Origin of the sequence: Psychrosphaera sp. B3R10, assembly GCF_018861025.1 — a bacterium.
Classification (GTDB): Bacteria; Pseudomonadota; Gammaproteobacteria; order Enterobacterales; family Alteromonadaceae; genus Psychrosphaera; species Psychrosphaera algicola.
Map to the genome: position 1 here is coordinate 256,762 of NZ_JAHKQH010000019.1, position 25,062 is coordinate 281,823.

20 protein-coding genes are annotated in these 25,062 nt (G+C 37.5%); 3 read left to right on the plus strand and 17 right to left on the minus strand.

The genetic code is table 11. The features are described from left to right. Window positions 1-2: 2 nt before the first annotated feature. The 6 genes from KO525_RS06340 to ccoN all read right to left on the minus strand — a co-directional run bounded on the left by KO525_RS06340 (window position 3) and on the right by ccoN (window position 6,326). Window positions 3-2,432, minus strand: coding sequence for a heavy metal translocating P-type ATPase (locus tag KO525_RS06340; protein ID WP_215962945.1), 2,430 nt, complete (start codon window positions 2,430-2,432; stop codon window positions 3-5). A gap of 16 nt (window positions 2,433-2,448) precedes the next feature. After that, on the minus strand, window positions 2,449-2,922 hold the full coding sequence (locus tag KO525_RS06345; RefSeq protein ID WP_215962946.1) for a FixH family protein: 474 nt from the start codon (window positions 2,920-2,922) through the stop codon (window positions 2,449-2,451). A gap of 169 nt (window positions 2,923-3,091) precedes the next feature. Beyond that, window positions 3,092-4,060, minus strand: a complete 969-nt coding sequence (ccoP, locus tag KO525_RS06350; protein WP_215962947.1) for a cytochrome-c oxidase, cbb3-type subunit III — start codon at window positions 4,058-4,060, stop codon at window positions 3,092-3,094. An 8-nt stretch (window positions 4,061-4,068) separates the two neighbouring features. Further along, window positions 4,069-4,236, minus strand: coding sequence for a CcoQ/FixQ family Cbb3-type cytochrome c oxidase assembly chaperone (locus tag KO525_RS06355; RefSeq protein ID WP_215962948.1), 168 nt, complete (start codon window positions 4,234-4,236; stop codon window positions 4,069-4,071). 5 nt (window positions 4,237-4,241) lie between these two features. After that, window positions 4,242-4,886 (minus strand): cytochrome-c oxidase, cbb3-type subunit II, encoded by a 645-nt coding sequence (gene ccoO / locus KO525_RS06360; protein WP_215962949.1) that lies wholly within the window; start codon window positions 4,884-4,886, stop codon window positions 4,242-4,244. A 12-nt stretch (window positions 4,887-4,898) separates the two neighbouring features. Continuing rightward, window positions 4,899-6,326: a cytochrome-c oxidase, cbb3-type subunit I gene (gene ccoN / locus KO525_RS06365; protein WP_215962950.1), complete on the minus strand. Its 1,428-nt coding sequence runs from the start codon at window positions 6,324-6,326 to the stop codon at window positions 4,899-4,901. Between the two features lie 360 nt (window positions 6,327-6,686). Here ccoN and KO525_RS06370 point away from each other — a divergent pair, with 360 nt between their 5' ends. Next, window positions 6,687-6,965 (plus strand): hypothetical protein, encoded by a 279-nt coding sequence (locus KO525_RS06370; protein ID WP_215962951.1) that lies wholly within the window; start codon window positions 6,687-6,689, stop codon window positions 6,963-6,965. Between the two features lie 259 nt (window positions 6,966-7,224). Here KO525_RS06370 and KO525_RS06375 read toward each other — a convergent pair whose 3' ends face one another. Beyond that, window positions 7,225-8,118 (minus strand): WYL domain-containing protein, encoded by an 894-nt coding sequence (locus KO525_RS06375; RefSeq protein WP_215962952.1) that lies wholly within the window; start codon window positions 8,116-8,118, stop codon window positions 7,225-7,227. Window positions 8,119-8,761: 643 nt separating this feature from the next. Between KO525_RS06375 and KO525_RS06380 the strand changes: the two genes are divergently transcribed. Then, entirely contained in the window at window positions 8,762-9,646 is an 885-nt protein-coding gene (locus KO525_RS06380) for a WYL domain-containing protein (RefSeq protein WP_303521076.1), read from the plus strand. Window positions 9,647-10,177: 531 nt separating this feature from the next. On the opposite strand, the gene KO525_RS06385 is transcribed toward KO525_RS06380, so the two are convergent. Genes KO525_RS06385 through KO525_RS06410 form a run of 6 tightly spaced genes read right to left on the minus strand, consistent with a single transcriptional unit; the run spans window position 10,178 to window position 19,978 of the window. Continuing rightward, the gene (locus KO525_RS06385) at window positions 10,178-13,363 is read right to left on the minus strand and encodes a type I restriction endonuclease subunit R (RefSeq protein WP_215962953.1); all 3,186 of its coding nucleotides are present in this window, start codon (window positions 13,361-13,363) and stop codon (window positions 10,178-10,180) included. A 14-nt stretch (window positions 13,364-13,377) separates the two neighbouring features. Then, on the minus strand, window positions 13,378-15,102 hold the full coding sequence (locus tag KO525_RS06390) for an ATP-binding protein (RefSeq protein WP_215962954.1): 1,725 nt from the start codon (window positions 15,100-15,102) through the stop codon (window positions 13,378-13,380). Between the two features lie 10 nt (window positions 15,103-15,112). Continuing rightward, entirely contained in the window at window positions 15,113-16,126 is a 1,014-nt protein-coding gene (locus KO525_RS06395; protein WP_215962955.1) for an SIR2 family protein, read from the minus strand. A gap of 8 nt (window positions 16,127-16,134) precedes the next feature. Then, entirely contained in the window at window positions 16,135-17,397 is a 1,263-nt protein-coding gene (locus KO525_RS06400) for a restriction endonuclease subunit S (protein ID WP_215962956.1), read from the minus strand. Further along, on the minus strand, window positions 17,397-19,034 hold the full coding sequence (locus KO525_RS06405; RefSeq protein WP_215962957.1) for a class I SAM-dependent DNA methyltransferase: 1,638 nt from the start codon (window positions 19,032-19,034) through the stop codon (window positions 17,397-17,399). Before KO525_RS06405 ends, KO525_RS06400 begins: the two co-directional genes overlap by 1 nt. Before the next feature lie 17 nt (window positions 19,035-19,051). Further along, complete coding sequence (locus KO525_RS06410) at window positions 19,052-19,978, minus strand: DUF5655 domain-containing protein (RefSeq protein ID WP_215962958.1); 927 nt, start codon at window positions 19,976-19,978, stop codon at window positions 19,052-19,054. A gap of 199 nt (window positions 19,979-20,177) precedes the next feature. Between KO525_RS06410 and KO525_RS06415 the strand changes: the two genes are divergently transcribed. Then, window positions 20,178-20,549 carry an antitoxin Xre/MbcA/ParS toxin-binding domain-containing protein gene (locus KO525_RS06415; RefSeq protein WP_215962959.1) on the plus strand — a complete coding sequence of 124 codons (372 nt, stop codon included), beginning with the start codon at window positions 20,178-20,180 and terminating at the stop codon, window positions 20,547-20,549. A gap of 251 nt (window positions 20,550-20,800) precedes the next feature. On the opposite strand, the gene KO525_RS06420 is transcribed toward KO525_RS06415, so the two are convergent. From KO525_RS06420 to KO525_RS06435, 4 genes are all read right to left on the minus strand, one after another. Next, window positions 20,801-21,670 (minus strand): hypothetical protein, encoded by an 870-nt coding sequence (locus tag KO525_RS06420; protein ID WP_215962960.1) that lies wholly within the window; start codon window positions 21,668-21,670, stop codon window positions 20,801-20,803. 92 nt (window positions 21,671-21,762) lie between these two features. Further along, complete coding sequence (locus KO525_RS06425; protein WP_215962961.1) at window positions 21,763-22,044, minus strand: hypothetical protein; 282 nt, start codon at window positions 22,042-22,044, stop codon at window positions 21,763-21,765. Between the two features lie 458 nt (window positions 22,045-22,502). After that, on the minus strand, window positions 22,503-23,729 hold the full coding sequence (locus KO525_RS06430; protein ID WP_215962962.1) for a hypothetical protein: 1,227 nt from the start codon (window positions 23,727-23,729) through the stop codon (window positions 22,503-22,505). A gap of 335 nt (window positions 23,730-24,064) precedes the next feature. Next, window positions 24,065-24,715 (minus strand): hypothetical protein, encoded by a 651-nt coding sequence (locus KO525_RS06435; protein WP_215962963.1) that lies wholly within the window; start codon window positions 24,713-24,715, stop codon window positions 24,065-24,067. Between the last annotated feature and the right edge of the window lie 347 nt (window positions 24,716-25,062).

Here is a 25,062-nt window from a genome sequence, read left to right on the forward strand (position 1 = left end):
TTTTAATCCCGTAATAGTTTTAGTGAATTCGATACGACCAATATTGAACTTGCTGACATACCGAGCACCGCAATATAAGGTGGCACCAATCCTAACATGGCCACTGGTAAAATAATCATATTGTAAATTAAAGACCAATACAGGTTATTACGGATTGTCTGTTTTGTTTCTAATGCCGCTGTTAAAAGCGTTTCAACAGCCGTTAATTTATTGTTAAGTACTATGATATCAGCAGAGTGTTTAGTCATGTCTGCACCACTAGACATTGCAATGGATACATTAGACGCCCCAAAAACGGGTGCGTCGTTAATTCCATCCCCGATCATCAAAATATTATTGCCCTCTGACTGCAATGACACAATCTTATCCGCTTTTGATTTAGGATCACACCCTGTATAGATATGATCAAAGTTAAGCTTTTTGCCGATCACATTACCAGATTCAGATGGGTCACCGGTAACTAACAAGGTAGTTAACCCTTTTTGTTTTAGGTTACTTATTGTTATTTCACTATCTTGTTTTAGGTTATCCGTAACACTAAACTGTGCGCATAACCTATTGTCATAACTAACCAATACATTTTGCACTGTACGGGTTTTTGGAAAATGTAAAGTCGACCCGATAAACTCCGGAGTCCCTATTTTTAAGGTCTTTTCATTATAAGTTGCCGAAATACCTTGGCCAATATGACTTACAATGTCCGTTAAGTTTATGGTGCCAATATCACGATTGAGAATACCTAAGTTTTCGGTGGTAAACGCTTTAGCAATTGGGTGTTCAGAATGACATTGTAATAAGTAAACCGCAGCCGCTAATTCTGTCGTAAATTCTGAGAATAATTCTGTACCATTTGCGTTTATTTCAAATCGGCCTGTTGTTAATGTACCTGTTTTATCAAAAGCAACATGGGTTATTTCTGTCAATTGTTCAAATGCTAATGCATCTTTAACTAAGATACCCTTACGATTTAACTTACTTAAAATACAGGTATAGGCCGTTGGTGTTGCTAAACTTAACGCACAGGGGCAGGTAGCAACTAAAACCGATAAACTTATCCATATAGCGTCGTCTGGACTTACATTCAACCAAATCAAATAAGTAATAAATGCAATTATTAGTTGTCCAATAACAAAATAGTGAGCAATTTTGTCGGCAAATTGACTTAATTTAGGACGGTGTTTGGTAAATTCTTCCTGTAACTGACCAATCTTAGCTAATGTTGTATTAGACCCTAACGCCGTAATTTCTACTTTAATATTGCCATCGTTGTTAATACTGCCGGCCAACACAGGATCACCAAAATGTTTAAATATTGGAGAAAATTCACCAGTTAAAACAGATTCATTGACTGTTGTTTCGCCATTAACTATTTTACCGTCCACGGCAAACTGTTCACCCGGTTTTACTACTATGGTGTCTCCAATATTTAATTTTTGAATTAATACCGTTGTTATCTGACCGTTTTCAAATCGATTGGCAAAAATAGGGAGCGTTTTATTTAGATTTGCATTGGACAATATTGCTCGACTTTTTGCTTTAAACTCTAGGTATTTTCCAATGAGTAACAACAAGGTAAACATCGAAATACTTTCGAAATATACCTCCCCACGATTACCATCAAAACCATATTTTAATAGCTGATAAAAACTAATAAAAAAAGCACCGTAAATAGCGACCGCGACGGAAACATCCATAGATAAGTGGCGAGATTTAACCGCGGTTATTGCCCCCCTTAAGAACGGCAACGCTGAATAGAATACAACTGGGATGCATAGCGCAAAACTGATCCATTTAAAGTAACTTGTTTGGTGCGACTCCATTGTCGAAAAGGCGCCAAAATACATAGCAAAAGCGAGCATCATGACTTGCATGGTGAACAACCCAGCAACGCCTAATCGTTTAATGTATTGCTTTTCCTGACGTTTGATGTTTTTTTCAGCATCGGTTACCGAAAATGGCGTGCTAGCATAGCCAATAGATTTAAGTTTTGAAAGGAGTTGCGAAAGGTGGATTATATTTTGGTCCCATTCAATTGTCGCTCGTTCGCTAATCGTGTTTACATTAACTTTGATTATGCCATCAAGTGGCGATAATGAATGTTCAATTAACCAAGCACATGCGGCACAGTGAATATTGTCGACACTTAACGTGATCCGTTTTGTGGACTCTTGGAGGTTCTCACAAATTAAATCAATATATTCTGCCTGATTATAAACTTCAAAATCACTACTATCAGAAGTATCGGGCTTATTGCCAAGTTCAGTTCGGTACTGGTAATAAACACTTAGACCACTTTGATAAATGTGCTCACTAACCGCTTTACAACCATTACAACATACTTGCTGTTGTTCAGTATTAAGCTGGGCGAATAGGGGGCTTTCACCTGTCGGAATCGATTCACCACAATGAAAACACGCAGTTTTTTTTGTCATTACCAGTCAATTAGTTTTATTTAATTAGTATTGTATTGCTGTTTGGAAGAGCGATTTCTTTTCGAAGTTTCCAGCTGCCATCCATAGGTTCGATGAACACTTGCCATTTACCTGAAATATCATGTTCAACCGGTGCAGTAAGTTGTCCCTTAGCGTTTGGTGTCGCAATGAAATCTAGGTCACGATATTTTAACGTAGAGTGGACTAGCTTTATTTTAACCGCGGGAAAGTTATAAGGGTTTTCCAGTGTAATCTTTTGGTCGGTAATGACCGTCGACATTTCAATGCCCAACGCTTCCGCTTGTTTGTATAACTTAAGTTCTAAATTAATGGCCTTACCTTTTTTGTAGTAGTCATCTACAACCATATCTGGTTGGTTCATGCTTGTAATGATAACTGTAGCAATACCACCGATTACCGCCGTCATCGGTAAAGTTATAACCAACCATACGTACGGGTTTTTATACCAAATATCTTGTTTTAAATTCATTAAAATTTCCTAATTGGGGAGTACGAACCTAACAGATCTTTTACTAAAATCTAGTTTGAACATAGTTAGAATTGCAATAATACGTTTAATTTAGAAAGACATTAATGTGGGGAATGTACTTCTGAATTAATAGTAAAAAAAAGCCTCCGAAGAGGCTTTTTCTGAAGTCCTACTGATTAGGGTGGGACTTCCTATATATATAAGCAGAGATAACGTGTACTTTATCCGCGCCTAAAATGTCTTTCCATGCTGGCATAACACCATTACGACCACTTCGAATAGACTCTTCAACTGCACGACGTGAACCGCCATACAACCAAACGTTATCCGTAAGGTTAGGTGCACCAAACGACAGACCGTGAGCAACTGAACCACGACCATCTTGACCGTGACATGCCGCACACATGACAAACTTAGCTTTACCTGCTTCTGCTAACTTATCGTTAACTTTACGACCAGCAAGCTTTAGAACGTATTCAGTCATTTCCTGAACACCTTGCTCACCTAGTGACGCTTCCCAAGCTGGCATCGCACCAACTCGACCATGCATCAAAGTCGCTTTAATTGTTTCAGGAGCTCCACCATATAACCAATCACTGTCAGTTAAGTTAGGGAAACCACGTGAACCACGGGCATCAGAACCATGACAAAGCGCACAGTTTTGTAAGTACAAACGTTGACCAACTTTAAACGCGTCGTCGTTGTATGCTAATTCCAAAATTGGCGTATCTGCCATTGCTTTGAAGATAGGACCGTAAAGTTCTTCTGCAACAACTTCTTCTTGGTTTAATTGAACAAGTAAGCCTTCGTCTTTTGCTATTTGTGCCAGCTTTTTAGACTCAGCCATAGTCACTATACCTTGGTTCGAGCTTTTCCAACCTAAAGCACCTTCATAGTTTCCTAAACCAGGAAATAAGAAGAGGTAACCAATTGACCAAACAAGAATGAAATAGAACATATACGTCCACCACTTTGGTAGAGGGTTGTTCATTTCTTCGATGCCGTCAAACTCGTGCCCCATAGACTCGCCTTCGCCTACGTGGGTGTAGTTCTTTAAGTTAATGGTAATTATCCAAAAGCAAAGAACTAATGAAGTAACAGTGAGTATTATTACCCACCAATGCCAAAACTCAGTCATGACCATTTTTATGACTCCTTACTATTTTTCTTATCTTCAACGTCGTCTTCAAGAATAGAACTGGCGATGTCGTCAAATTTATTCTTACGTTTTTTACCGTAAGCCCAGTAAACGATAAGCAAAAATAAAACTAATAAAATTAATGTGTAAATGCCTCTATAAGTACCGTAATCCATAGTCATTACTTAAGATGAGTACCTAGTTGTTGCAAATAAGCGATTAGAGCCTGCATTTCAGTTTTACCTTCAACGGCGGCTTTCGCACCAGCAATGTCTTCTGCAGAGTACAAAGGAATGTAGTTACCCTCTGCATCTTTATGAGTTTTGCCTGAAGTTAATCTGTTAAAGACTTCAAATTTCTTTGCAATGTGTTCACCAGTCAACAGGTTTTCATCTAACCATTTAAATGAAGGCATATTAGACTGTGGAACAACAGAACGAGGATCCATTAAATGGGCATAGTGCCAATCGTCTGAATAACGTTGACCTACTCGAGCCAGGTCAGGACCAGTTCGTTTTGAACCCCAAAGGAAAGGGTGATCCCAAACTGATTCACCTGCAACAGAATAGTGACCGTAACGTTCTACTTCAGCGCGGAATGGACGGATCATTTGGCTGTGACAGTTATTACACCCTTCACGGATGTATATGTCACGGCCTTCCATTTCCAATGGCGTTAAAGCTCGTAAACCAGCAACGGGTTCGGTCGTATCTTTTTGAAACATTAGTGGAGTAATTTCAACTAGCGCACCAAAGCTAATCGCGACAACAGTTAATATAGCCATTAACGTGACGCTTTTTTCAATCTTCTCGTGATGATTTGCCATTATAATTGCTCCTTATACAGCTTGTGCTTCAGCAACAGGTTGCTTAGATGAACTGCGAACTGTTTTAATGACGTTATAAGCCATTACAAGCATACCGGCTACAACAAACAGGCCGCCTAAGAATCTAACAAAATAGAATGGGTAAGAAGCCTCAAGACTCTGTACAAAACTGTATGTTAATGTACCGTCTGAGTTTACCGCACGCCACATTAGACCTTGCATAACACCCGATATCCACATAGCAACGATATAAAGTACTACACCGACTGTGTGTAACCAGAAATGAACATTAACCAATTTAAGGTCAATCATTTGGGTTAAACCGTAAAGACGAGGAATTAAATGATAAAGCGCTCCGATAGAGATCATCGCAACCCAACCTAACGCACCAGAATGAACGTGACCGATAGTCCAGTCAGTGTAGTGTGAAAGGGCATTTACCGACTTAATCGCCATCATTGGACCTTCAAACGTCGACATACCGTAGAACGAAAGAGAAACGATTAAGAAACGTAAAACCGGGTCGGTTTTCAATTTATGCCAAGCACCTGACAAGGTCATGATGCCGTTGATCATACCGCCCCATGATGGGATAAAGAGTATAACTGACATCACCATACCTAAAGATTGAGTCCAATCTGGAAGTGCTGTGTAATGTAAGTGGTGCGGACCAGCCCAAATATAAAGCGAAATTAACGCCCAAAAGTGAACAACTGACAAACGATACGAATAAACCGGACGCTCTGCTTGTTTTGGTACAAAATAATACATCATGCCAAGGAAACCAGCTGTTAGTAAGAAACCAACCGCATTGTGTCCATACCACCACTGTACCATTGCATCAACCGCACCTGAGTACATTGAATATGATTTAAACAAATGTACAGGTATTGCAGCGCTATTTACTAAATGTAAAACCGCAACGGTGATAATGAAACCGGCATAAAACCAGTTCGCTACATATATATGGCTTGTTTTACGAATCGCCAACGTGCCTAAAAATACATAAGCATAAGCTAACCATACACACGTAATCAGTATGTCGATTGGCCATTCTAACTCTGCATATTCTTTAGACGTTGTAATTCCAAGCGGCAATGTGATCACAGCTGAAATAATAACGGCCTGCCAACCCCAGAATGTAAATGCCGCGACTTTGTCGCTAATAATGCGAACTTTACAAGTACGCTGCACAACATAATAAGATGTAGCAAATAGAGCGCTCGTACCAAACGCGAAAATTACCGCATTGGTATGCAGAGGACGAAGTCGAGAGAAAGTTAACCATGGTGTATCGAAGTTTAATGCGGGCCATATCAATTGCGCTGCAATCAATACACCAACCGTCATTCCTACAATACCCCACAAAACAGTTGTTAAAGCAAATTGCTTAACAACCTTGTAATTGTACTCTGGGTGAGCAATGTTTGTTGTTGTCATATTTTAAAATTCCACTTGGGGGTGAAAATAGTTGTTTAAGGTTATTATTCTAGACCCAAAATCCAAATATTGGAGATTAATCCTAAAAAGATAAACTTAAGTTCTTTTGGGAGGGTGAATGATAATGGCTTTGGAGGTAAAATAACAGCGACTAAACACATATTATTGTTGTAGATCAATAAAGAATTGGTGCAAATGCTCAAAAAACAATCTGTTATATTTCAAACACTAACTTTTATAAGTTTCAGTTATATCTTAGGTGCGTGCACACCCGATCCCAAAACACCTAACGAGTCTCAAAATATCAGTTGTGAGGAACACAATAGTTGCCTTGTACGAAACACAAAAAACAGCACACTGATGTTTAAAACGGAACATTTATTTGTAGAGCAACTCATTCCCTTTACGATACGTTCAAATAAACCCTTAGAATCCGTTTATCTTGTTGCGACAAATATGAACATGGGGCGACTTCCTGTTAGGCTAAATAAATTAACTAAAACTGAAACTCAAGCAGAGGTTTTTTTTGGCATGTGCGCAGAACCAATGATGTCGTGGAATGTAATTTTGACGTATCAAGATGGCACACAAGAGATAACGGACCTAAAAAGTTACTGGAATCAAAGAGCCATACAATAATTTATATTACAATAACTTAGTGTCGATGTTAGTCAACACCAACATGGTTACGCGATACCATTATAACACTACTTTCATTCACTTAACTGGATTGATTTATAGAAGGCAATAACAAATATTTTCGTTTACATTTGGTCCAAGTAAATACAACTTACAAAATGATAATTTGCCATTATTGACAAGTTCAGAAGTTAGATTAGGTCCAAATTTTTCGCATTTTTAGTCTTTCCTACAATAATTGTGGTTTGGGTAAAACTGTTTAAAAAACCCATCGTTTAATTGCATTTAAATTCTCTATCACTATTTTCTGTTCCGTTGGATCAGGGTGAGTGATATTGACATCAATATTAAGTTGCTTAAATAAGTAGGGAATAAAGCAAACTCGAGTATTTATTAGCAAACTACCAAATTCCATATCGAATTCGTTTTCAACTACTAACTTTTGTACCGCTGATAATCTCGGATCTGGAATTACGTTGATGTTAACCAATGTATTCCAGTCATCATCCATTTCTACTGTATTAATATTTTGCTCACTATTATAAGTGGGTGTTCCATGTATATGACGTAATTCAAAATTACGAAACGATAATTCCCGAAAACAATATGCTCTGACATGCCATTGTTGATTGATGAAAATAATAGAATGGGGGGCGATGAGCTGCATTTCGCTTGTTGGTGATTTAATTGTTCGATGATCGATATTAAGACAATGAGAATGCACGCACGCATTTAATACTTCTCTAAACGCATCCGCAGAAATTGCACGATGACCAAACTCAATGTTATGAACAATATTAACACCTAAATAAAGTGGCTTTTTGGCACTGCTTGAATTTGAGTTGTTAACAGTTCGGCAGTGTTCCAACGTATATAGATAGTCATTTAATTTGTCGTCGATCAGTTTTGCTGCAAAACCTAGAGTGACAACATATCGTTTTAGCGAAGCATCATAAACCAAGTTTCCAGGTCCAATTTCCCGCAAGTATATTTTTATATCTCTAGAAGCCTGCTGTCTCTGAATTCCAAAATAATCACATAAATGTTTGGTACTTAATTCTCCCTCCCACAAGGCGAGGGTTTCTATAAATTTAAACCGTTGTAACTGGTCATAACGAAGTGCTTGGTTATTTCCTTGATGTTTTTCTTGCATGAGAACAGGCCCAAAATATATGTAACATTTTGGTACACCATAACACAAACCAAACCAAAGACCAACAAAAACAACCAAACATATGTATACAAACAACCCACATATGGCAATTAATAACCGACTAAGTATGTATTTACCAACAGGAAGAATGCCGATTATAAAGACTTTCGTGAATCTACCCACAGGTGTAGGGCAAAACCACCCACGAGACTCATTATGATACACTCTTATTTATAAGCATTTATAAGTGCCTAAAGTTAACCTGTGAATAACTTTTAAACTAACTTCGTTTACCAAGTGGTTACGAACCGTTAGTAACGTAATTTAAGTTTGTGAGGGTTACAGTTTGATACAGTAAACGATACTAATTCAGCGGGATTTGGTGTCGTGAAACTACTTTAAAGGCATAGGTGATGAAGAGGCATGATCTTTAGTAATGCCATTTTATAATTATTGGTGATCGGGTATTTAATATGTTCAACCACCCTTAACAACTTGTTTCGTTTAAATTCAGAAAATAAACCAAATTACTAATTAACAACGAGGACTTTACTTTACTTTTGATGTGGTTTATTTTAAATCACATACTTAACATTAACAAAACTCCAGTAATCTCAGCGATTGAAACATTTAAGGAAATAGTGTGGCCACAAACAAAAATATAGAATTCGAAAATATTCCCTTCGCTCAAAAGCAACGCTTAGCGTTTATCGACTTTTCTTTATTTTTTAAGGGACACCTATGTCGTAATGACCTTATTAGCCAATTTGAAGTTGGTTTGTCGGCTGGAACAAGAGATTTCAACCTTTACAAAGAATATGCACCAAACAATTTATATTATGACGCAAAAGTTAAACGTTATTTTCAAGCAGAAACATTCAAACCTTTATTCCCGCATGATGCGCGTAAAACTTTAGTAAAGCTTGCGAATCAAATTTCAGATGGTTACGACTCGATAGCTAATACAGAGTTTCCAGTAGAGCAACCATCACACTTAAATGTACCCGACATATTTGTGATAGCACGTTTAGTTCAAGCAATGTTAAACGGTAATGTTGTAAATATGATCTATACCTCGTTGTCCAGTGGTTCTGCGGCAAGAGACTTTGTACCACACTCGATTATTGATAATGGGTTACGATGGCATGTTCGTGGTTACGACCGAAAATCAAACAGCTTTAGAGATTTTGTTTTGACACGAATAAGTAAAGTATCGATTCGATCAAACCAACTCGGGGTTCATGAATTACAAACCGCAGATGACGCATGGCAAAATATTTTGCAGCTCGAAATTGTACCGCATCCTAAAAACATCAAACATCCCACTGCGATAGAAATGGATTACGGCATGCTTGATGGGAAAAAAATTGTTAGCGTACGCGCTGCCATGGCAGGGTATTTATTAAGAAGATGGAATGTCGACTGCACAGTTGGCGGTACCTTATCTAGTGTCGAATATCAGTTGTATTTGAACAATCGTACTGAGATTCGAGGTGCGCATAACTTATCAATTGCACCAGGTTATTAACTCTATTTTAGTTATATTAAATGGTTCGCCGTTTTTGTCAGCTTTCAGTTTTATAGATTGAGGTTTATCACGGCTAATTAAACAAGGTAAGTATCTTTATACAGAAGTGTGTCGTGTAGCAATCCAAAGGTTATGTTAACGATTGAACTACATAAACATAGTGAACAGAGCAAAGTGAAATAGATTTGGGGGTAATAGGAATTGTTAAATAGAGACAGTCAACGGAACGATATTAAAGCCACAGTGCTGGCAGGCAATGTTGGTCAATACTCTATTTAACATAATATACATTGTGCGCATAATAGATATTATTTGAAGTAGAGCACTTACAATGTCGAAATCAGTCGTTTTCGGGATTATCTCAGTGATCTGGGACTTTTATCTAAACAAAGTTGTTTGTATACATAAGTACGTTGCTTACGAATAAAGTGTGTTTTATTAATCGTGCGCTACGTGCTTGAAATAAATTCATATGGGTTGTACATCTGTTTCATTCACGCAGCGTCGCTTTATAAATTATGAGTTTTACCATTATTGGACGTAAACACTTTTGCCTTGGCCTGGGTATTTCTCATATATATGCATAAATACTTCACTACAGGTTTTCGGCCATAAGTCGTCGTCATATGACTCAGGCAAATTATCTAAAATTTCTTCAATCATATTTTTTACTCTAGCTTTGGTTCGTTGCTTCTTGCGCCAGTCTATAACCAAAAGCTCCTGCATTTTTTCTACAAGCTCTTTGGCTATAGACTTAACTTTATTGCGTTCCTTGTCATTTAATGGAGCTTCTTGAACCATTAAGTCAAACACCGCTAGTTCTTGTTCAGTTAATCCTTCACGCATTGTGCGTTTGTCTTCATGTTCTAATTCGTTAATGAAATCTTTTAAACGATTGAAAAACTCTTCTGCGGTATACGCACCCAAATTATATTCTTCTATTAAATCTAGGAACTTCTGTTGCAAATCTTGGCGAGACTTATTCTTCAATACCATTGGCTGTAGCTTTCGCTCAATTAGGTTCTTCAGTTTTTCCGCATCAGATTGTTTAGGTTTATCTATGGTTGCTACCATTGTCGCCAAAGTATCAAAATCGATGTCAGCAATATTTACAGGTTCAGGTAAGTTGCTCTGGATTTTAATCGTAGATATAGATTCATCTAACAAATCGTTTACTTGATTACGAACTACATCTAATACATCTTCATCATCGATGGTTAAACCAGACTTAAGTCGCATTTGAGAATAAATGATATTAATGGCTATTCGATATGGTACGTATTGGTTAGCACTATCATCAGGCATGATTGCCTTAAATATACGGTTTATTTGCCTTAAAAATGACGTAAATTCATCTTTATTCTTTGGCTCTAGTAGTATTTCACTGGCGTTATCTAGTAAAGTCAGTTTTGCAAAACCATCAGCAGGTGCCGCAACAATCTCATTTAAGTCAATGTTTTTAGAGCCTAGGAAAACTAATAATTCATTTATTGCTGCACCCAAGGCCCCTACTAATTCAGATTTGTCCCTAGCTGGGCTATCCACTTTATAAGTTGTACCGCCTTCTGCAACACCGCCACCATATAGACCAAGCGCTTGCTGTAATGCACTAAAAATATTAATGTAATCAACAATTTGACCTGCTGTTTTACCTTCATAAACTCGGTTTGCGCGAGCTATTGTTTGCATTAATGTGTGGCTTTTCAACGGTTTATCTATATATAGCGTGGAGACAGATGGTGCGTCAAAACCCGTTAACCACATTGCACAAACAAATACGATTTGTAGGTTGTCCTCTGGGTCTTTAAATTTTTCGTCAATTTTTTCTTTTAAGAACCGCTCTCTGTGTGGTTTGTAGTCCAGTCCTTTTTTTGCAAGTCGTTCATCGTCATTTTGTCCACCGGAAACCACAACTGCCATATCAACAGTGTCCATATGATCTATTTGAAACTGAAGTTTATTTAAACGACTTCCTGAAGCATGTTTTGCTTGAGACTTTAAACTAGTAAGTTTAGTTTTCCACGCTACTTGGACCTTATCGTACATTTTTATGGTTGTTGCTTTATCAATAGATACCACCATTGCTTTACCTAGCATACCGTCACTAAACGGGTCTCTATTTATGTAGTGCTCGACTAAATCAGCAGCTATTGTTTCTAGACGGTCATCTCTGGTAATAATGTGATACGCTTTTGAAAACTCAGTTTCTAAACGAGTTTCTTGCTCCTCTGTGAGTTCAGCATTATCCAGTATTTCAGCAATGTCTTCACCTATCGTATCGTTTGATATTGACACCTCCGGTACGCGGTTTTCGTAATACAAAGGGAGTGTCGCACCGTCATCTACAGCATCAGAAAAGTTATAGATACTGATATAGTCACCAAATACTTCTTGAGTTTTTGCTTCTCCTGCCAGTAACGGCGTACCAGTGAAAGCCATAAAAGAAGCATTAGGCATTGCGTTACGCATGTTCATCGCAAGCGAGTCATACTGGCTACGGTGAGCTTCATCCGTAATAACTATTATGTCATCACGTTCTGATAGCACAGGGAAGTTTCCTTTTTCATCGCCTTTAAACTTTTGTATTAAGGTAAATACAAAACGGTGATCTTCACCGAGTAAGGCTTTAAGTTGAATACCAGAGTCAGCTTGGCAGTTTTCGGTTACGATTCCAGCAGAATTAAATGTTTTGTATATCTGATCATCTAAGTCTGTTCTGTCGGTTACTAAAACAAACGTCCAGTTGCCTGTGAATTTACGAAACGCTTTTTTGCAGAAAAAGACCATAGAAAAACTTTTGCCGCTACCTTGTGTATGCCAGAAAACACCTAACTGCCCTGCTCGTTCTTTTACATTAGTAAGACCAGATAATGCTTGATTAACGCCCAAGTATTGATGATATTTAGCAATGATCTTTACAGTGTGCTTTGTTTTTACAAATAGTGTGTAGTTTTCGATGATATCCAATAAACGGTTTTGTTCACAAACACCTCTAATAACAACTTCTAAACTGACTTTTCGTTCTTCTTTTTCACTTTTAATCTTTTTCCATTCTGCGAAATGTTCCCATTGGCTTGAAATAGAACCAACCTTTGATTGCACGCCGTTAGACAAGATAATAATCTGATTAAAGATAAACAATTGAGGGATAGTGTTTTTGTAGTCAGATAGGTTGTTTTTATAAGCTGAAAGTAAATTTTTATGACTTGCTTTTAACTCAATAAATACTAAAGGAAAACCGTTTACAAAGCCGATTAAATCAGGGCGACGAGTTTCTATTTCGCCCGTTATGCTCATCTGGCTGCATAGTAAGAAATCGTTGTTACTTGGTTTTGACCAATCTATGTATTGAACAACACAGTCTTCTTCATCTTCAGCATTTGTTGTGTACACGTAGCCATTATTTAACAGCTCATAGACCTCTTCATTAGCCGATATAGAAGTCATTGCACTTCTATCGCGAGCAATTTCGTCTATTGCTTCTTGAATTATTAGAGGACTTATATTTGGATTTAGTTTTAGAAGTGATGACTTCAATCTTGCATAAAGAACCACATCGTTTCTAGTTTCCCTACCAAAAAACAAAGGATTACCCTTCAATGATTCATCGTTTAATGAGCCAAAGACCTCATCCCAACAAGTAGCAGTTTCCCACTCTAAATTTGAGAATAGGTTTATTGCTGGTTGCTCTACTAATGCATCTTCCGTGTAAGTCATCTCTATTCCAAAAACTATATATTTTGCTTGCGCCAATTATTAATGGCAGTTGCTAATCGATCAGCTGGAGCAGCTTCTTGCCACTCATCCCAAAAATCTATAGTTCCACTATTTGGCTTATTCACAGGTTCATCTACTCTAATCCTACTAGGTAATAAACAAGCATCACCCACAACCAGCGCTTCACCTGTATCTAACGTAGGTAAAATTTCACTAAATCCACCTAAACTATCGGGTAAAAGTTTTTTAACTACTGATTGATCATCTGAATTAGTTAGCCTCATCGAAACGAAGTTACTGCACTGACTAAGTAATGTTTTGTTAACTTCTGAGGGACGTTGACTAATAACAACTAAGCTAACTCCATATTTTCGGCCTTCTTTTGCAATTCGTTCAAAAATATCAAGTGAAATATCATCAGCCGCTCCTGAAGAATTGCGCTGCGGCATATATAAATGCGCTTCATCACACATCAGGGCTACAGGATGCCTTAGGTCAGAAGGAGTCCATTGCTGTAAAGAAAATGCTATTCTTGCAACAAGCGAAACTATTAAAGGAAGTATGTCAGAAGGTACTTCTGAAAAATTAATAATCTTAATCCCGCCAACTCCGTTTTCATCCGTACTTCCTAATAATGCAGTAGTTAAATCTTGAAGCCAGTCGAAACGAAGAGTGTCTGTACCTCCCTGAAACAAGAAACCTAATCGCCTATCAGATAACTTGTTTTCTAAGCGAGCTATCATTCTACTTAGCTTACCATTAAATTCTCCAGCTTTAGTCGTTCCTGCTCTAGCTCCAGGTACTTGCTCAGTGTTGATTTCGTTTAATTCATTGATTAACTCTTGGATATCAAAAGGAACTGGACTATCGACTGTGAAGTTATCCAAAACGTCATTGTGACCACCATCAGTAAGGTATTTTCTTTTAGCAGAGTTGACTTCTCTGGACATTATCATTGATTGATTAGGAGCATTCTGGTCACTACGTTCTACAAACATAGAAACAAGAGCTTCGTATGATAAAAGCCAATACGGTAAATAAATAGCTCCATCGTTTAGAGTCTTTCCTGCTTCTATATCTGCTGGCCCAGCCACTTTAAAATGTTTAATGCCATCTTGATTTAAAGGTTCGTATTCACCGTGTAAATCAAAAACAATTGCATTGGAAGTGGATAAGTTAGCCATTTGTTCGATAATTTTTGCTGTAGTCCATGACTTTCCTGAACCTGTACTACCGCCGATAAAAGCGTGACGCTGGAAAAACTTGTTGCCATTTAGATAGGCGGTAGCTTGTTCATCAAGCGTGTATTGACCAAGTGTTAACGACGATTCTTCATCACCTGCACGCGACAGAATTCTCATAAAAGAAGTCAACTTTTCACCTTCTAATGCAAAACAGTTGGCATCGATTTCGGGAACACTTTCTAAAGTTCTTCTAAATATATTTTCGTCGGCACCATCTCTATCTAAGAAAGTACCAATTAAAGCAACTTTGCAAAGATTAAGCTCATTAACTCCTTCGCCTTCACCTTCTAGAAGTTCGGTAGTTTTCTTTCTAGTAACTTGGCTTATTAAACCTATTAAGTGTTGACCTGGTTTGCTACTTTGCAAAACTGCAAGGCGATTTACTTGAAGTCTTTTTAATAAATCAGAGTTTGCAACTTCTACTATCACAGTTGTTGTATCTACAGATATAACTTTTCCTAAAGCGTCATCGATACTGTAATTAAATATACTCATCTCTATTTCCTTAAATAATTAGTTCTAAAAATCCCTCTAATGACCAATGATTAGAGCTTACAGTAATAGGTTCGTCACATAGTGATGAATAAATTACTGATTCTTCATCACTACTACCTCTTTCTATTGCTAAAAAGTTTTCAACTCCTTTTTCAAATAAAAACTTTTTTGTTTCATCACTTAATTTGTATGTAATAACTATAATTGCAGCTTTTTCTCTAACACACTTTTGAATTAACTTTTCTTGAATATGCTGATCGTTAAACCCAAATCCTACCGCCAAATAACTGTTAGCCTTTTCTATAGCATTGTCAGCGTTGGCAATGATTGTTCGAAATGGTTCTAAGTGTGTGATTCTGTATTTTTCTGTTCCAGGGGTTACTATTTGAGGAGTTAAGGAATTCGGTTTGTTGGGTAAATTGCCAAATCCTATTACTTCACCAGCATCTGATTTAAACCAATCTAAAGACCCATGTACCTTCCATATATTTACAGTACGAGCGCACCGTATATATGCCTGTTCTTTTAATAAACGCCTAAATCCATGTGAAAATCCTGAATAATGATGAAGCCCTTCTTGTTCACATGCATACTCTGCTAAACGATCATAATTTGTAGTGACAATATCTATTGCTGTTGCTGTGCTTTGAAAGTAATGGTTTAACAATCGACCTAAAGGAAAATAATTACGCTCAGCTAACGAAGCTTCAAAAACACCTAGATCTTCATTATTTATTAGTTCCCATGTTTTATTAACTATTTGATTGGTTAACGCTACTGACATATCTACTGTGTGAAGTGCTATTTCCAAGTCTGTGTCAGCATCTAGCAATGTGACAAATTCATCCCATTTTTTATTATCGTCACCTTCAAACAAATGCACATTTACACTTTCTTTCAAGTGTTGTGCTAATGCCCCCATACCCGACAAGCCAAATGCAGCAGAAGCCCCACTGCCTAAAATGATGGTTGGTGATTGAGAGTAGTAATTTTGGGCCTGTTTGTGATAGTCAAAAGCGACCATATATGTCCTTATAAATTAATCTGTCCAGAAATTAGCTTTGGTAACAACATATCGCGTTGTTGTTTTAAATTCTTGTTCTTTTTCTTTAATACTTCAGATTGAGACAACGCATCGGAACAAATATCATCAAACTTTCGTACTAATGCTAAAGGTGGAACCAAAATATCGGCCTTTTTAAAAGTATCCGCATTTACCGCTGGGTAAGCGGAGCCTGTGGCGTGATTTACCAAATAACCTGTAAATGAGTCTGTTGTAGTAAAGCTATATAGATAACTAGCTGGTAAGCTTTTACTTCGAAGTACCGCAAACCCAGTCGAAGCGATGGTGTTTGAAGCTGGCTTGCAGATAAAAGAATACTGTTTTCTATTTGGGCGAACTGTTGCCCATATAATGTCGCAATCAACTACCACTCTTCTGGCACGACTAGGTGCGTCGTCAAACGACATTAGCTTTACTTCGTTGATCGTCCCTGTACCAACACTTTTTATATCTATATACCCAATTTCATCAGGCGCATTCTTTTTAGTAATGCTCTGAGGATTCACACTTGCAATATCATCTAAACGCTTAACTTCCCAGCCTTTAGGAATTTGACCTAGTGGCGAGTCAACGAGTTTTAGGTTGCCGTCGGCATCAAGGTTATCTTTGTGGCCTGGGTAGCGGAAGTTAACAAACCACTCACGATAAAGTGATTGCGCCATGTCTTCTAAGATAACGATACGGCGGCTGTTGTTTTCGATTAAGTCGTCGTATTTAGTAATTTTCGACGTGATTTCATTTTGATAACTTTTATTCGCAGGGTAGGTAACGGGAACGCTTCTAAGTATCTCTGTATTCAAGTTGGGCATAGTCGCACCAACTGCTTGATTACAAATCCATTTAATTACGTCTGGTTGGCGTAAATACAAATGCAAAAATTTACTGGAAACAAGCGTGTCTTGTCCAAGTGAAACTCGAAGGCATCCTGTTCCGCAGAGCCATCCCACATTATGTTGTCGAATCAATGCTTGACGACCAATATCTCCTCGCCTTCCATAAACAATATCGCCTTTTGAAAGCTTATGCCTTGTAAGCCTTTCGACATGCTCATCGCTGACTCGCGCTATAGACTCTTCATTTATATTACCGTCAACAATATCCTTCGGCATTACTACTGGTGTTCCATACTTGGAATAGTCTGATTGGTGGAGTTGAGAACCAAAAGGGCCAGTTTTAATTTCTCCGCCCCCTTGATCACAAAGAACTCCTAAAGTAGATGAAACCCACTCCATTATATTAATCCTAAAATTTTCGAAACATTCGAGTCGATTTTAGTTTCTAACTCATGCGCTTCAGCATTTAACACTTCCAATTCTTCTTGAAGCGCCTCCAACTTAACCGCAAAGTCTTCATCGTGTTCTTGTTCTCTTTCGGCAACACCGACATAGCGACCAGGGTTTAGGCTATAGCCTTGTTCAATGATTTCGGCTTTTGATGCCACCTTACATAAGCCAGCAATATCCTGGTAAGCCAGTTGACCATCATCACTGATAAACAAATCTTTGAGTTTAAATTTACCATCGTTGCCAGCATCTGGGTGTGTTTCTAGGTAAGTATTATCAATATCTTGCCCACGGTATAAGCGAACAATATTGGCGATAAAGTTAAGTTGCTCACTTGTGTAATCACGAACAGCGCGAGTCACTTGTCGGAAGATGTGGCGTGCGTCGATAAACAACACTTTTTCTTTGTTGTGCGCGGGTTTGTTCTTGTCTAAGAACCATAACGCACAAGGCAACGTTACTGTGTAAAAGAAGTTACTTGATACCGCTACCATGACATCAACGGCATCGTCCTCTATTAGCTTTTGACGAATTTCTTGCTCTGAGCCACGGGCATCACTGGCTGAGTTCGCCATAACAAAACCTGCTCGGCCTTTTGCACTTAGTGCGGTATAGAACATTTGAATCCAAAGATAGTTACCGTTGTCGTTACGCGGCATACCATAAGGGAAACGATGTTTGTCCCCCTCTAAGCGATCTTTTTGAATTTCATTAACGTTAAATGGAGGGTTAGCCATCACATAGTCAAACTGGCCGTGTTGTTTACCATTAACAACTTCACCTTTGGCTAGTTCGAACGGGTCTTCGTAATAAGAGTTGCCTTCTCTAATATCACCTTGTAAACCATGAACAGCAAGGTTCATTTTAGATAAACGAACGGTATCACCTGTTTTTTCTTGACCGAATACGGAAAGTACATCTGAAGCATTTTTATTGTGACTAGCAACAAAGTCAGCCGAGCTAACAAACATTCCGCCACTACCGCAGGCAGGGTCAAACACCTTACCGTGGTATGGTTCAATGACTTCAGTGATTAAACTTACAAGTGCCGATGGAGTGAAAAATTCACCGCCGCCTTGGCCTTCGGTTTTAGCAAACTCATTGAGGAAGTATTCATAAATTCTACCGAAAATATCTGAACCAAGGCTGAAGTCGATGTCGTTAAAGTTTTTAAGCAAACTTTTAAGCATGTCGTTTTCAAAGCGTGTAAAGGTTTTTGGTAGCGCATCTTTTATCGCTTCATTTTCAGCTTCTAATGCTTTCATTGCATTATTGACGCTAAGACCAATATTTGAATCTTCAGGTAGTGCCAATAAATTTGAGTAAAGCGCTTCATCGGGCACATACATCGCACCTTCCGCTTGTATTTTTGACTTAATGTTACCACCGCTACGACGACGGGAATTAGTATGACCTTCAATTTTGCTTTTGGCTAACGTAAAGCGGTACTCGGCATACTTAAGAAATATCAAACCAAGTATCGGGCGTGAGTATTCTTGAGCAGTTAACCCTGTATTAGCTCTTAATGAATCAGCAGCTGACCATAATCGCTTTTCTAATTCTTCTATTTTCTTAAAATCTGCCATTTCTATCTCTTTAATTCTTAGCTATTAGCAAAGCTCATTTGAATAAGCGGCTTTGCTTCTTCTAAATCTTGTTCGTTTCTGATTTGGACTTCCAAGTCGCCTGTGCCCCAATGTCCTGTGTTGGTAACATCTCGTGTGAAGCCACTTTGTAGTTCGACAGTGGCTGGGTTTACTTTTAGCCACATAACAACCCTTTCGTCTTTTTGGGGGAGCACACAAATACTGGCAAAGTTCTTTATCCGCTTAAACGCGGTATATAACTTTAATTCTTTTCGTTGGGAGTCATCACCAAGTGCCTCGCAATAACTACAAATCTCTTCATAAAGAGAGATTAGCTTTTCACTGGCAGAATCTTTGCTGTCTTGATGACTTTTATCTTTATTAGCAGTGTTTTTAACAGTTTTTGTCGATGTTTTGCCACCAACAGCTATTGATTTTGTTGCCTGAGTGTTTACCAACTCCAACATCATGAGGTCGTCACCGAAATACTTGTAGCGGATGAGTTCAATATTTCTGTCTATTTGTTTTATGGCGTATTCATCATACTTGGTGAAATCAGAGGCAATACAAAGAAGTCGAGAACCTTCCCACTCAATTGTATCTGCAACATCGGCACCCAATTCGTTCATTACTAATAATTGAAATTCAGCTTTGTGATCGAGCAACCAATCGTAATAAAACAAACCTTGGTTAATTACATTTTCATTGCTGTGACGCTTGTATTCAATAATGACCGGACAACCATTTTCATCTAGTCCCAACGAGTCAATTCGGCCACCATTTGATGTGGTAAATTCAGTTGCCAACAAGCGGACACTTAAAAACGCATCCATGTTGTCTTCAATTAACTTTTGGAGTTCTTTTTCAAGCTTTGCGTGCTGACCAACTAGCTCAGTCACCTGCTTGTTTTCATTGCTAATTTGATAGAGTTTGATATCGCTCATCTGCTTCCTGCAAACTTGTCATATTTTAATAAATAACAATACGTTAATATGACTGTTGTCACTATTCTGAAAATAACTTAAGAGTACCTCTATTTGGAAATGATTAAAACATTTACGGCACTTTAGTTTCAACTGATGTGCCTTTAAATATTCAGAAAAATCACTAAACTACTTAATAACGAAGTTGCTCGGAATACTCATGTCATCTCAGGAATTTTCAAAGGTGGGAACGAAGGTCTTTTTTAATATAATGGAAGAGTGGACTATAGATGTTGAATCCCAAAAGGTTCTCTTGGGTGTTTCATTGGCAAAGCAATTCAATAAAATAAAAACAGATTCTTCTTCGGTACTGCCTCATTCATCCTTAATCAGGGTGTCACATATCATCCGCATATATAAATTACTGAGGATATTGTTCCCGAATGCAAACCAAGCCAATGGTTGGGTCCATAAGCCTAATGACTACCTAAATGGTGAATCCGCCCTTGAAGAAATGCTCAAAGGGCAAATCAGCAATCTAGAAAAAATCACGGAGTATTTAACAGAGCAAACAAAGTGTCCCCTGCGGTGATTTTAAGAGACATATAGTAATGGCTGTTATGGTTTCCGTTGGATGGAAGCGCTACTAAATCAATTTCTTAGACAGTTTTTGTACTAAATAGAGTTTAATTCACCAAAGTTGACTATTAGGTGGATAAGTCTTAACTCGATCTGTCAGACTCGATTCACAGAACCCAATCAAATTTAACAGTATTAAATATGCCATGAACAAACATTAACGCTTTGTTCTCGCGCAGAAAAAAGTCGTCGTGCCCCAACTTGTTATGTATCGCGCAGAACCCAATTTAGCTCATTTATAGGCAAAATTTCACAGTCTATATTTGAAAGATCATCGCCTTCTTTCCACCCTAAAGCAATCTGTGCCGTGCACTCCGCAGGTATATTATGCTTTTCATAAAAAACATCGATACAGTGTTTGCTTGCACTTAGTTCTTGAGCGAAAATTTCTAGCAAATACAGATACAGGCGCTTTATTATATTGGCATACTCTAACGCCAACTCAGTTAAATTGGCGCTCTCCTCTAAACCATCAATATCTTTTTTAACACTTTTCCAGTCGTAATTAGAGTTTAGTATTTTTATTTTAGATAAATTGATCTTCACATTCTTCTTAGGGATGTCGCTTGCAAGCTCATTCATATCAACTTTAAGTGAAGATACTGGTAGCCCACAATGAAGCGCATAATTTCTCAGCTCATACATAAGACGATAGCTTATATTTTCCTTGTGAAGGCTTCTCCTGAAGTCATTCCATAAAACTAATTGTTGGGAATTATTCCCATAATTAGATTTTAATTTTGATTCCACGAGATTTAAAAATGCATTAGCCGAAGAAAGTAAGTTCGTCAATCGTTGCTGGGCCTCGGCAAGTGAACTAATCACTTCCATATGGTTCAATATCCCTCGGAATAATCCATTAGACGGATCAGAAACTCGTAAAACGAATGTCTCAAATTCTGTCACATTTCTTTCGATGGACTCATATGCGTATGAGATAGGCTGTAAAAAATAAATTATTTCAAAGCTCTTATACAGATTTTTTAACTCTAAATCATCAACACCCTTTTGGCCTACTGAGATATCTACCAAACCTTTAGGGTTTAAAACCTGAAACATTACTCTTTTGTTCAACACTTGCCCCTTTTAAGTATAACACTTACATACACGTAAAATAGATGGCTATAATGTTGAACGAAGTGAAAACAGCCAACTGCATTTTCCGTTTAATGTTCTTTGTAAAGAGTTCTATTAGCAAATAAATCTAAACTGTTTAAACAACGCTTAACCCTTTCGTCACACTCATTCTGACTTATATCAGATGTTATCCAGATAAAGTAATCATCCCTTCTTTCAAACTTCGCGTCACTTTCAAAATAATGCTCTATTTCAGAAAAAAAACCTTCTATGTTTTCTTTTTGTTGCTCTATATCCAACTCTTCACGAAAAGGGTCTGCATGAGTTGGTCCATCATATTTGTAATATGGTTGATATTTATAAATTGCCATATATTCCTCTTTAAAGCTAATAAATTAATAGTAAGAAAATCACTCACTTTTCTCATTAGCCTACAAATAACAGACTTCATAACCTATTGCTAGTTAAAGATATTGTTGGGCAATCGTCGAGTGGAATGCATGAAAAGAACGTTACTAGTTCTAATCGGTCGTTAGGTGAAAATTAAACAACGAACTTAGTTTGCGCTTTTGCTTCTGAAGCTTCTTTAAGCTGAGTTTGACGTCCTCCATGATTTTTATAAACTGGGTAACAATTTACCAAGTATTGTTTTCTGGCTTTATTGAAATAAAGACTTTTCTAACCAGTTTCGTCGGTGTTGACTTTTCCTAGGTTTTTTGAAATAACTTTCAATTGCATCAATACCTGAAATTACACTCCTACTTCCTTTACACCTAACATCGGTCTCTGCGGGAAATTTGCCTACAGCAGCGCCTTGTTAAGCATTTCCTTATTCATGTGTCTTTCTGTTCTCCTCTAACGCGATTATTCTTTCCTGAAGGTCAATTATATGCGCTTTCTGCTCTGAGGTAGCTCTTTGTAAAGACTCGATTAAAGATTTATGCTGAGCAAGTAATTGCTCGTATAACTTCTTTTGGTTATTAGTTTCAACTAATTGCTTTGATATTGAATCTAATGTGTTTTGACTTATAGAGGTCTGGTTTACAATCTTTGTATTGATACTCGTTAAGGAATTTACTATTTCTTTTGCACTTTGTTCTAGCTTTATCTGTTGATATTCATTAAATCTGTTTCCAGAAATAAAAGAGTAAGCCGTAAATATCATACCAAGCACCGTCAATGTTATGACCACCCAACTGAGTCTGATATTTTTTCTAGAGTGTTTATCAGTTAGATCACCAGATACTTTGATCTCAGTAGCTATACTGGTTTGTATTTTGTTGGCTTCAATCATAAATTCAGAAGCCTGAACAGAGGATTCAATAAGCTGGTCTAGCCGATCGGCTAGCTCTCTAGATGGTTGTAACCTGCTTTCTTCTTTGGATTGCTCTATTTTAGCGAAATCCATATAAAATGATTCACGCTCTACTGGGCGCAATTCGGCCATTTGGACTGGTCTTATGGACTCGATTGATTTACTAAGGGAATCGCCCATCGCAAGAGTGTCTTTTATACTGTCCGTTAGAGTTGACGAAAAACTGCCTAAACCCGATACTGACTTGAACAATTCTTCCATCTCCTTTTTGCGCTTTTCCATTTGAAGCACTGAAAGCCTGTAAAGGTAGGAAATATTTGTTTCTTTTTTGTTTCTTGGGTGTTCTATATCTTTGTACTCTCCAGAGCTAACGATTTCGCCCTTTTCATTTTTTTTCTTCTTAAACTCTAGCTTCTTAAATAAATACTCATTGTTATCTATATAAACCCCAGCAATTCTTTCAAGATCGTCTTCAGTTAGATTCTTCACACTTTCGATTGTGAGAACTGGCTTGTGGGGCTTGTATTTCTCTTCCTTTAAACTACTTTTTGGAAAACATATATAAACACAAAAATTTCTGATGAACTCAGTAGGTAAACAATCTTTTATAGGCGTCTCTAGATCTTTTTCTAGATCAGTTTGGTTTTTATAACTTATGCCAAAAACGCAAAGGTCTCCTAAGCTCGTTTGAATACAAGCATAAGCTTCTTGTTTGAGTAACTTACTAATGTTTAGTGCCATATTTGCTATCCATGTCTAACATCTCAATTTATAGAGGCCATAATTAACAATGGTCTACTATTTACTATTCAAACTACCAAAAAAAACAAATAAAGCACAGTGTTAATAAGCACTTCGCTCGTTTAGTTTCTCTTAAATGGGTGTCAATTGTTCTACTCGATACAAGCTATTAAGAGGTGTTTACTATTCAGAATTATCAGAATTTAGGATGGTCATAAAAGTTGCTATTAACTTATAATTCTCAGCAATAAAATTTAAGGCAATAACCGTACGCTTCTCACAGGCTATAATTGGCTGGTGGTTTGCGGGTAAACTGTCAGAACAGATATTAGCCACTACATATTAGGTTTCTTGAACCTTTTAACGTGTTTTTTCTTAAAGGATTTGGGTACTAATCCATCAGGAATAAACAGCGCTTCTTTTAAGCGGTTTAACTTGTCTTCTTGTGCCAATGGTTCAAGTGTAATGCTTTGGATTTTCTTTAATTTTTCGGATAGATTTTGTCTAAGCTCCTCGAACTCTGTTAAGCCAGAGCCACTTATTGAACCTGTAAACAACGGCCTATATTTCTCTTGATTACGGTACTTCAGAATACCACCGCCTGCTTTTAATAGGGTTTCATTCATTGCAAACTCAAACAGTGCAGATTCAGAGACGTTGAATGATTCACATATTTGGGTCAATAGCTCACGGTTTGACTTTGCCATTAGAAATTGTGTTCTGCGGGTATCTTTGAACACTCTATCCACGCCAAAATCTAATGGTTCTTTGCCATATTGACGTTTCTCTAGAAATAGCAGCCCTAAATTTGAGTTTGGCTCAATCTTCTCAAAAGTGTTCAAACCTTTAAACGGCCACAGCAAGTAGAACGCCTCGTTGAGTAGAAGCGTGCTCGCCCACCACTGTTTAGTTAACCCTAGTTCAATGAGTAAATCATCAAATTCATCTAGTGTTTTTTTACTCACTGTCAGTGAAACTTTTAACATTTCCATATTTTTGTGAAAATTTTCCCAATAAAATTAATTTATATTTTTTTTATGGTTTTTTTAAATTTATGAGTGTTCTTTAAACTGTTTTTGACGCTTTAAATTGAATTTACAACAGCTAAAAGCAAACTTTTACCAATAACACCCACAATAACAATTGAACTGTATTTTTTACACAAAAAACGCATTTTAAAAATGCTATTTTTAAAACATAACAAAACCTAACTCTTAATCTCTTACCCTATAAAATCAATACGATAAGTATATCAGTCTGCGTGATTTTTGTACGTTTTTCGGGTTTTGTCCTACCTGGTTGCTAAGGCTAATTTCTCCATGTTTAATACGAA